This window comes from uncultured Mycobacterium sp. (assembly GCF_964249325.1).
Taxonomy (GTDB): domain Bacteria; phylum Actinomycetota; class Actinomycetes; order Mycobacteriales; family Mycobacteriaceae; genus Mycobacterium.
Genome location: NZ_CAXUCH010000105.1, coordinates 1 through 8,333, shown reverse-complemented (window position 1 = coordinate 8,333; position 8,333 = coordinate 1). Strand labels below are relative to the sequence as shown.

Annotated in this window: 9 protein-coding genes; 6 read left to right on the top strand and 3 right to left on the bottom strand. The window is 66.7% G+C overall.

Features of this window, described 5'->3' with window-relative positions; all coding sequences use genetic code 11:
• The first annotated feature begins 283 nt into the window (after positions 1-283).
• From folP to ACFE99_RS14295, 5 genes are all read left to right on the top strand, one after another.
• On the top strand, positions 284-1,108 hold the full coding sequence (gene folP, locus ACFE99_RS14315) for a dihydropteroate synthase (protein ID WP_375486343.1): 825 nt from the start codon (positions 284-286) through the stop codon (positions 1,106-1,108).
• Positions 1,105-2,070, top strand: coding sequence for a glucosyl-3-phosphoglycerate synthase (locus ACFE99_RS14310; protein WP_375486332.1), 966 nt, complete (start codon positions 1,105-1,107; stop codon positions 2,068-2,070). The genes folP and ACFE99_RS14310 overlap by 4 nt, the downstream gene beginning before the upstream one ends.
• 42 nt (positions 2,071-2,112) lie before the next feature.
• A complete protein-coding gene (locus tag ACFE99_RS14305; protein WP_375486330.1) occupies positions 2,113-2,460 on the top strand; it encodes a DivIVA domain-containing protein in 348 nt (115 codons plus the stop codon).
• Positions 2,457-3,041 (top strand): DNA-3-methyladenine glycosylase I, encoded by a 585-nt coding sequence (locus ACFE99_RS14300; RefSeq protein WP_375486328.1) that lies wholly within the window; start codon positions 2,457-2,459, stop codon positions 3,039-3,041. Before ACFE99_RS14305 ends, ACFE99_RS14300 begins: the two co-directional genes overlap by 4 nt.
• A 150-nt stretch (positions 3,042-3,191) precedes the next feature.
• Positions 3,192-3,359, top strand: coding sequence for a DUF3117 domain-containing protein (locus ACFE99_RS14295; RefSeq protein ID WP_003406247.1), 168 nt, complete (start codon positions 3,192-3,194; stop codon positions 3,357-3,359).
• Positions 3,360-3,403: 44 nt separating this feature from the next.
• Here ACFE99_RS14295 and glgA read toward each other — a convergent pair whose 3' ends face one another.
• Positions 3,404-4,567, bottom strand: a complete 1,164-nt coding sequence (glgA, locus tag ACFE99_RS14290) for a glycogen synthase (RefSeq protein ID WP_375486326.1) — start codon at positions 4,565-4,567, stop codon at positions 3,404-3,406.
• Between the two features lie 264 nt (positions 4,568-4,831).
• Between glgA and glgC the strand changes: the two genes are divergently transcribed.
• Complete coding sequence (gene glgC, locus ACFE99_RS14285; protein ID WP_375486324.1) at positions 4,832-6,046, top strand: glucose-1-phosphate adenylyltransferase; 1,215 nt, start codon at positions 4,832-4,834, stop codon at positions 6,044-6,046.
• 17 nt (positions 6,047-6,063) lie between these two features.
• Here the strand turns inward: glgC and ACFE99_RS14280 are convergent, their stop codons facing one another.
• Entirely contained in the window at positions 6,064-6,738 is a 675-nt protein-coding gene (locus ACFE99_RS14280) for a methyltransferase family protein (protein ID WP_375486322.1), read from the bottom strand.
• 17 nt (positions 6,739-6,755) lie between these two features.
• Positions 6,756-8,333: ABC transporter permease (locus tag ACFE99_RS14275; RefSeq protein WP_375486320.1), on the bottom strand; the 1,578-nt coding region annotated here is incomplete at its 5' end.

The window sequence follows — 8,333 nt, the reverse complement described above, 5'->3', positions numbered from 1 at the left end:
GGCGCGTGGGGGGGCGGTTACGCGCCCCCGGCGCTATGGGGGGGGGCCCGCGCCGGCCCAGAAGCAGAAGCCGGTAAGCGACCGCAGGGCTGAGCCTCGGCCGAGCCTGCATCGGTGGCATCGAGACTGCGGCCATGGCGTGGATTTGGCCCTATCAGTGGCCGTGGGCGCAGCCTCGATCGACGGGAAGGCAGCCGTCACGGGTAAACCCGCGACCAGGCACCATAGATAAGTGCAGTCAACGCTTTGTGGGCGCCCGGTAGCGGCTGATCGCGCGCTGATCATGGCGATCGTCAACCGCACCCCGGATTCGTTTTACGACCGGGGCGCCACGTTCAGCGATGACGCGGCCAAGGCCGCGGCGCACCAAGCGATCGCCGACGGTGCCGACGTGATTGATGTCGGCGGCGTCAAGGCCGGTCCCGGCGAGAACGTCGACGCCGCCACCGAGGCCGCCCGGGTGGTGCCGTTCATCGAATGGCTGCGCAGCGTGTATCCGGACCAGCTGATCAGCGTCGACACCTGGCGCTCGTCGGTAGCCCGGCAGGCCTGCAGTGCGGGCGCCGATTTGATCAACGACACCTGGGGCGGCGCCGACCCCGCCCTCGCGGAGGTCGCCGCCGAGTTCGGCGTCGGCTTGGTGTGCTCACACACCGGCGGCGCGGCACCGCGCACTCGGCCGTTCCGGGTGAGCTACGGGACGACCACCCGCGCCGTGGTGGACGACGTCATCGGCGAAGTCACCGCCGCCGCCGAACGCGCGGTGGCGGCCGGGGTGGCCCGCGACCGGATACTGATCGACCCCACCCACGACTTCGGCAAGAACACCTTCCACGGGCTAGCGTTATTGCGCCATGTAGCAGATCTCGTCAACACGGGCTGGCCGGTGTTGATGGCGCTCAGCAACAAGGACTTCGTCGGGGAGACACTCGGCGTGGAGCTGACCGAACGGCTGGAGGGAACACTGGCAGCCACTGCGCTTGCGGCCGCGGCCGGTGCCCGGATGTTTCGCGTGCATGAGGTGGCCCCGACCCGGCGAGTGCTGGAGATGGTGGCCTCCATCCACGGCACACGTCCGCCGACCCGCACGGTGAGAGGACTCGCATGACGACATCAGAGCTGATCGATATCGTCGGCGACGGCGTCATGGCCGCGCTGCCCGGGGACACCTGGCTGTCCGACCGCAGCTGGAACCGCCCCGGCTGGACGATCGCCGAGCTGCAGGCTGCGAAGGCTGACCGGACGATCTCCGTGGTGCTGCCCGCACTCAACGAGGAAGAAACCATCGAATCGGTCATCGACAGCATCTCGCCGCTCGTCGGTGGGCTAGTCGACGAGCTGATCGTGCTGGACTCCGGCTCCACCGACGACACCGAGATCCGCGCGATTGCCGCCGGCGCCCGCGTCGTCACCCGCGAACAAGCCCTGCCCGACGTCCAGCCACGGCCCGGAAAGGGCGAGGTGTTGTGGCGTTCGCTCGCGGCCACCACCGGCGACATCGTGGTGTTCGTCGACTCTGACCTCATCGACCCCGACCCCATGTTCGTGCCGTGGCTGGTGGGCCCTTTGCTGACAAGCGACGGCATCCACCTGGTCAAGAGCTTCTACCGGCGACCCCTCAATGTCGTCGGCCGCGAAGGGGGCACGGGTGGAGGCCGCGTCACCGAACTGGTGGCGCGGCCACTGCTGGCGGCGCTGCGCCCCGAGCTGGGGTGCGTGCTACAGCCGCTGGGCGGCGAGTACGCCGCCAGCCGGGAACTGTTGACGTCGCTGCCCTTTGCGCCGGGTTACGGCGTGGAGATCGGCTTGCTGGTCGACACCTACGACCGGCTCGGCCTGGACGCCATCGCCCAGGTCAACCTCGGCGTGCGGGCACACCGCAACCGGTCGCTGGCCGAACTGGGCGCAATGAGCCGTCAGGTCATTGCGACGCTGTTGTCGCGCTGCGGCATCCGCGACTCGGGGGTCGGGCTCACCCAGTTCTTCGCCGACGGCGACGGCTACACGCCCCACACCTGGCCCGTCTCGCTGGTCGACCGGCCGCCGATGAACGCACTGCGCCCACGCTGACTATCCGGCCTACGCGGCATGGCATAAGGCAGGATCGGTGACGTGGCGCTGGTGTTGCTCTATCTGGTGGTTTTGATCCTCTTGGCGGTGCTGCTGTTCGGTGTGGCCAGCCTGATTTTCGGCCGCGGCGAGCAGCTGCCCCCGCTGCCTCGGGCGACCACCGCAACGGCGTTGCCCGTCTCGGGTGTCACCCGCGCTGACGTCGACGCGGTGAAATTCACCCAGGTGCTGCGCGGGTACAAAACCAGTGAGGTGGACTGGGTGCTGGACCGGCTCGGTCAGGAACTCGACCTGCTGCGCGGCCAGCTTTCAGCACGCGACGCGCTGGGCGCCGAGGCCGAGGACGATGACGGCGGCACGGACGTTTCAGCCGGGAAGGACCGCGGGTGAGTGCGCCCACCGATGACGGGCTGGTTCGTTGCGGCTGGGCCACTGCTCCGTTGGCTACCGACCTGTACCGCGATTATCACGATCGGGAGTGGGGCCGACCTGTGCGCGACGGGGTCGCGTTGTTCGAGCGGATGAGCCTGGAGGCCTTCCAAAGCGGGCTTTCCTGGTTGGTCATCTTGCGCAAACGCGAGAACTTCCGGCGGGCCTTCGCGGGCTTCGACATTGAGACGGTCGCCAGCTACACCGACGACGACGTAGCTCGGCTGATGGCCGACGACGGGATCGTGCGCAACCGGGCCAAAATCGAAGCGACCATCGCCAACGCGCGCGGCGCGGCCGACTTGGGATCCGCCGACGACCTCTCGCAGTTGCTGTGGTCGTTCGCGCCGCCACCGCGGCCGCGGCCCACCGATGCCTCGCAAATCCCTTCGGCCACTGCGGAGTCCACCGCGATGGCACGGGAATTGAAACGGCGCGGATTTCGATTCGTCGGGCCTACCACTGCCTACGCCCTGATGCAGGCTACCGGAATGGTGGACGACCACCTCGGCACCTGCTGGGTGCCGTCGACCGCCCAGTAGGATTCTCCAGAACCGGGTCTTGTACACCCTGTTCGTTCCGATAGGGAACAATAGGGGGGTGAATTGGCAGTTCAATGCCGGGTATGGGGCGTACCCGGCCTGGACCAGGTCCGTGACGACGGGCCGGCTCGAACCTGGAGGGAGTACTCGATGGCGGCGATGAAGCCCCGGACCGGAGACGGTCCTCTGGAAGCGACCAAGGAGGGGCGCGGCATCGTGATGCGGGTACCACTAGAGGGCGGTGGTCGACTCGTCGTCGAACTCACCCCTGACGAAGCCGCCGCTCTGGGTGATGAATTGAAGGGCGTCACCAGCTAACCGGGCTCAGCCAAACCCACCCGGCGTCCGGCGAGCGGTTGCTGCTAGGCGCACACTTTCCGGTAAATTTCCAGTGTTTGCTCAGCGATGTGCGCCCAGGAGAATTCGTCGATGCACCGCTGGCGTCCGGCCCGGCCGTAGCGCTTTGCCTTCTCAGGGTCATCCACGAGGGCGTTGACCGCTTCAGCCAGGCCGACTTCATAGCCGGCCGGATCGGAGGGGTCGTAGTGCACCAGCGACCCTGTGACTCCGTCGGCGACCACCTCGGGTATGCCGCCGACGTCGGAGGCCACCACCGCGGTCGCACAGGCCATGGCTTCCAGGTTGACGATGCCCAGCGGCTCATAGACCGATGGGCACACGAAAACAATTGCAGCTGAGAGTATTTCGCGTATCTCCCCGATAGGGAGCATGTCGCGGACCCAGAACACTCCGGTGCGTGTGCGGGCCAAGTCGGTTACCGCCGCGGACACTTCGGCGGCGATCTCCGGAGTATCGGGAGCGCCGGCGCACAGCACCAGCTGCAGGTCGGGCTTAAACCGGTGCGCCGCCGCCACCAGGTGCGCAACGCCTTTCTGCCGGGTAATACGGCCCACGAACGCCACAATGGGCCGCCTGCGGTCCACACCGAGTTGGGCTAGCACCGACTCGCCGGCTTGGGGCTCGGTCGGGTACCACACATCGGTGTCAATCCCGTTCCGCACCACGTGCACTCGGCTGGGATCCAGCGCGGGGTAATGCCGCAGCACGTCGTCACGCATGCCGGAGCTGACCGCGATGACGGCGTCCGCAGCGTTCAACGCAGTGTCCTCCACCCACGACGACAGCCGATAACCCCCGCCGAGTTGCTCGGCCTTCCACGGCCGCAGCGGCTCCAGCGAATGCGCGGTCACCACATGGGGGATGTCGTAGAGCAACGAGGCCAAATGCCCGGCCAGCCCGGCGTACCACGTGTGCGAATGCACGACATCGGCCCCCGCCGCCGCGTTGGCCATCACCAGATCGGTCGACAACGTCGCCAACGCCGGGTTGGCGCCGCGCAGCCGCGGGTCGGGTTGATGCGCGAACGCCGCCGCGCGTGGAGCGCCCATGCAGTGCACGTCGACCTCACACAGACGGCGCAACTGCGCCACCAGCTCGGTGACGTGCACTCCGGCGCCGCCGTACACCTCAGGTGGGTACTCCCGGGTCATCATTGCCACCCGCATACTCGGCACGCTAGCCCGGTGACGACGAGGGCCGCCAGCGGCCCGAGGAGGAGCCGGGCCATCGAAGTCAGTCGGTGACGACGAGGGTGGCCAGCGGCCCGAGGAGGAGCCGGGCCATCGAAGTCAGGAGTAGTGGTTTGCCTTTGCGGCCCGGCGGCAATCCTTAGGCCGAACTGGGTCAAATACCTTGACGGACAGTCCGTCAACGGGGGCAATCGAGCGATTGCGCTGGCAGGGGCTCAGGGCGGCCGATAGGTTTGAGCCATGAGGGAAGCGCCGGACGGGCTGGGCTTCGTCCTGGCCGGGGGGGTGGGCAAGCGGCTCTACCCGCTAACCGCGGACCGGGCAAAGCCTGCGGTTCCCTTCGGCGGCGCGTATCGGCTCATCGACTTCGTCCTATCCAATCTCGTCAACGCCCGGTATCTCAGGATCTGCGTTCTTACTCAGTACAAGTCGCATTCGCTCGACCGCCACATTTCGCAGAATTGGCGACTGAGCGGCCTGGCTGGTGAATACATCACCCCAGTACCGGCCCAGCAGCGGCTGGGACCCCGCTGGTATACCGGCTCCGCTGACGCCATCTATCAGTCGATGAACCTGATCTACGACGAGGATCCCGACTACATAGTGGTTTTCGGCGCGGACCACGTGTACCGGATGGATCCCGAGCAGATGGTCAGGTTTCACATCGACAGCGGGGCAGGCGCGACGGTGGCTGGTATCCGGGTGCCCCGGGCGGAAGCCAGTGCATTCGGTTGCCTGGACGCCGATGACTCCGGCCGAATCCGCAGCTTCGTGGAGAAGCCGGCCGACCCGCCGGGCACGCCCGACGACCCGGAATCCACCTTCGTGTCGATGGGCAACTACATCTTCACCACCAAGGTGCTCATCGACGCGATTCGTGCCGACGCCGAAGACGACCACTCCGATCACGACATGGGCGGCGACATCATCCCCCGCCTGGTGGCCGACGGATTAGCCGCGGTCTACGACTTCTCCGACAACGAGGTACCGGGCGCCACCGACCGCGACCGCGGCTACTGGCGTGACGTGGGAACGCTGGACGCCTTCTACGACGCGCACATGGATCTGGTATCGGTGCATCCGGTATTCAACCTGTACAACAAGCGCTGGCCGATCCGCGGTGCGACGGAAAACCTGGCGCCGGCGAAGTTCGTCAACGGCGGCTCCGCGCAGGAGTCGGTGGTTGGTGCGGGCAGCATCATCTCCGCGGCGTCGGTGCGCAACTCGGTCCTGTCGTCGAACGTCGTCGTGGACGACGGTGCGATCGTCGAAGGCAGCGTAATCATGCCCGGCGCCCGGGTAGGCCGCGGCGCCGTGGTGCGCCACGCGATCCTGGACAAGAACGTCGTCGTTGGGCCTGGCGAGATGGTCGGCGTCGACTTGGAGAAGGACCGGGAACGCTTCGCGGTCAGCGCCGGCGGAGTGGTTGCCGTGGGCAAAGGGGTGTGGATTTAGCGGCGGTGATGGTGGCGTCACCACACATACGGAACCAACCGGTAGTGCACCTGCTGCGTGTATTCGCGGTATCCGGCTAGTTCTTCGGCGAGCAACTTTTCTTCGTCCCGGATACGGCATGCCAGCACAATCAAACCGGGAATGACGAAAACGAGTCCCCAATAGGACCCGAGCGCGAGCGGAATGCCCAGCATCATGATCACATTCGCGGCGTACATCGGGTGTCGCACCAATCCATAAAGACCGGTCGACACCAGTTTCTGGTCGGCCTCGACACGCACGGTCGCGGCCGCATAGCTGTTCTGGAAGACCACCAGCATGGCAAGGCCAAGCCCAGCCGTTACCAGGATGTCGCCGACCACCGAGATCGTCGCCGGCACCGGCGACCAGCCAAAACCATGGTCGAGCACGCTGATCACAACCATGGCGAACAGCGACAAGAACGAGAGCGTGATGATGAATTTCTGCAGCGTTCGCGGTTCCGCCGTCGGCCCGCCCCGCATCCGTCGCTGGAGTGCAGCGGGGTTTGTACGTAGCAGGTAGACGCTCGGGATCCACGTCGAGACGACAAACACCGCCATAAAAAGCCATGCCTGCCAGTAATCGAACGTTCCAGCCGGAAGAAACAGCAGTAGTCCCACCACGAGGAGTCCAGCTACCGCGAACGCCAGTAGCTTTGCAATGTTTTTCACCGGTCCTCCGTTGCAGACTAATAGCGCAGATCCCGTCGCCGGAACGTCGCCACCCCCAGCACAATCAGCGCCGTATCGATCGCCAGCAACCACAACAGCGGAACCGCCGTGAAGTTACCGCCGGAGCCGACCCGAGGGATATGCGCGAACGGTTCCAGGTCCAGCACCCAGTGCGGGGCGCCCGACAGCGAACCGATCAGATACACCGCGACGAACCCCACCAGCACACCCCAAACCACCGGGGTGAACCTCGGTGCCAGCCCGAACAACACAGCCGTAACGGCCGCGAGCAGCCACACGGCAGGCAGCTGTACCGCCGCAGTGCCGACGACCGTGCCCAGTTTGCCTCTGACGTCACCGGCCGCGACACCGTAGCTGAGGCCGGCCGTTACCCCGGCAAGCAGCATGGCAGCCGCCGGTCCGACGATGGCTATTGTCAAATGCGTTGCAGCCCAACGCATTCGCCCGACCGCGCCAGCCAATATCGTTTCGGCCCGTGCGGCGGTCTCCTCCTGGTGTAGGCGCAGGCTTAGTGACACCGCGAACGCGGCAGCCGCCATCCCCAGCATGCTGAACGCCACCGCAAGAAAAGCCTGCTCCACAGCGCCGGTGCCGCCCATCCGCAGAACGATGTCGCGGGCGCCCGAGCTGCCGATCTCCTCGCCGATGCCGTGCACGATGCTGCCGATCAGCACGCCGTACAGACACAACCCGACCGTCCAGATCAGCACCCCACCGCGGTCCAGCCGCCACGCCAGGCCTGCCGCGCCGCGCAGCGACCAGCCGGCCTTCCCGGGGCCAGGACGTTCGGCGATCAATCCCGCGCCGACGTCGCGTCGCGCCAGCAGCAGGTAGGCCACGACGGTCAGCGCGACGGTCGTCAGCAGATGCAGCGACAACACCCACCAGCGGTCCCCGGCATACGGCCGAACCTGCAACGACCAGCCCAGCGGCGACAGCCAGGAGAGTGCACCCGAGCCCGCGTCACCGACGGCGCGCAGCGAAAACGCGACCGCCAGCACCGAGAAGGCTGCGCTGCGGGTGAAACGGGCGCTGGGCGACAGTTGCGCCGCCAGCGCAGCCACCGCGGTGAACACCAGACCGGAAGCGGCCAGCGCGGCGCCGAAGGCAAGCGATCCGCCAGAGGGAACATCGGTGCTCAGCAGTCCGGCAGCACCGATGACACCGGTAGCAATCGACGCCCCGGACGACAACAGCAAGGCAGCCGTCAGACTGGCGTATCGGCCGACCGACGTCGAGTCGAGCAACTCGGCACGGCCGGTCTCTTCGTCGGCGCGGGTATGGCGAATCACCGTGAGGATCACCGCGACAGCGATGAGCAAGTGGAACATCCCGGCTTTCCAGATGCCGACGGCGCCCAGGTTGTCCGCATAGATCTGCCCGTAGAGCGCTCGCTGAGCCGGGCTGGCCATGATCGAGGCCGCAAAAGCAGCCCGGGCGGCCTGGTCGGGATACACCTTCTCGATGCTGCCGACGTAGACCGTGGCCAGCGGCACCGACAGCAGCAGCACCCACAGCGGCAGCACGATGCGATCGCGGCGCAGGTACAGCCGCAGTAGGCCGAACGTTCCGGA

Bases quoted from the DNA above. Each gene is read 5' to 3' on its own strand.
- folP (WP_375486343.1), top strand. From the start codon at position 284: ATGGCGATCGTCAACCGCACCCCGGATTCGTTTTACGACCGGGGCGCC.
- ACFE99_RS14310 (WP_375486332.1), top strand. From the start codon at position 1,105: ATGACGACATCAGAGCTGATCGATATCGTCGGCGACGGCGTCATGGCC.
- ACFE99_RS14295 (WP_003406247.1), top strand. From the start codon at position 3,192: ATGGCGGCGATGAAGCCCCGGACCGGAGACGGTCCTCTGGAAGCGACC.
- glgA (WP_375486326.1), bottom strand. From the start codon at position 4,567: ATGCGGGTGGCAATGATGACCCGGGAGTACCCACCTGAGGTGTACGGC.
- glgC (WP_375486324.1), top strand. From the start codon at position 4,832: ATGAGGGAAGCGCCGGACGGGCTGGGCTTCGTCCTGGCCGGGGGGGTG.